The sequence below is a fragment of the Aeromonas aquatica genome (genome assembly GCF_000764655.1).
Classification (GTDB): domain Bacteria; phylum Pseudomonadota; class Gammaproteobacteria; order Enterobacterales; family Aeromonadaceae; genus Aeromonas; species Aeromonas aquatica.
Map to the genome: position 1 here is coordinate 1 of NZ_JRGL01000076.1, position 918 is coordinate 918.

Below are 918 nucleotides of genomic sequence, written 5' to 3' on the forward strand. Positions count from 1 at the left end.
TCAGCACCGCCACTCGTTGCTGACCACTGCGCTGTACCAGCGCCCGGAAAAACAGCCGCACACCACCGACCAGCAACACTGAAAAAGCAAAATAGATCACTGATACGGTTCTAGGAAGTGGAACTTCCATAAAAAATGCTAGCATTACCAAAGACATGGTAGAAAGTAGAACACCGAGTGACACCGTCCACAACACCTTGAAACCGACATAGCGTAATACCGCACGATACAGCCCCAACCGCATAAATATTACGATGGTGATCGGCAGCAACAATGCCAGCATTTGCCAGTGCAGCACACTCTGCAATGGAATATTGGCATCCAGCCGCACCCAATAACCGCCCCAGAATGCCAAAGTTAGCAATAGCAGATCAGCACAAACGCTAATCCCCCGTTTATAAACACGGGGGATAGCCAAGAAAGAGGTCAACATAATGGCACCATCTCGTTAATAACGGTAAGGAAGATAAGGTGAAGTAACTCGGCGTAATACTATTTCGATCCAACCGCATCGCCAGCACCGCTGCCGGTTGCCGTCATGATGATATAACGAAAGTAGCTAGTTAAGGTGAGGGAATCGATCATCTGCCGATCTGTTTTGGCAAGCAAAGCAGGGGTCGACATATCGATATTTTGTACCTGTGCCAACCCGGTAATCCCAGGTAACACCTCATAAACCCCCAAGGCATCACGCTCTTTGATCAGCGCCTCCTGATTAAAGAGATTAGGTCGCGGCCCAACCAAACTCATCTCACCTTTGAGCACATTGATCAGTTGTGGCAGTTCATCAATTTTAGTCTTGCGTAAAAAAGCCCCTAACTTGGTGATCGAACTTGTGCTCGCCAAGTGGCTCGCCACCGACTGGGTATCGACCGACATGGTGCGAAATTTAATCAACTTAAACGGCTTCTTATGTCG

General features: G+C 48.4%; 1 protein-coding gene and 1 pseudogene. Both read right to left on the reverse strand.

All coding sequences use genetic code 11. The annotated features are described in order from the left end of the window. Positions 1-433: pseudogene (locus LG30_RS0107875) on the reverse strand (polysaccharide biosynthesis protein); the annotation flags it as partial. A 59-nt stretch (positions 434-492) separates the two neighbouring features. Beyond that, positions 493-918: sugar transferase (locus tag LG30_RS0107880; protein WP_033130161.1), on the reverse strand; the 426-nt coding region annotated here is incomplete at its 5' end.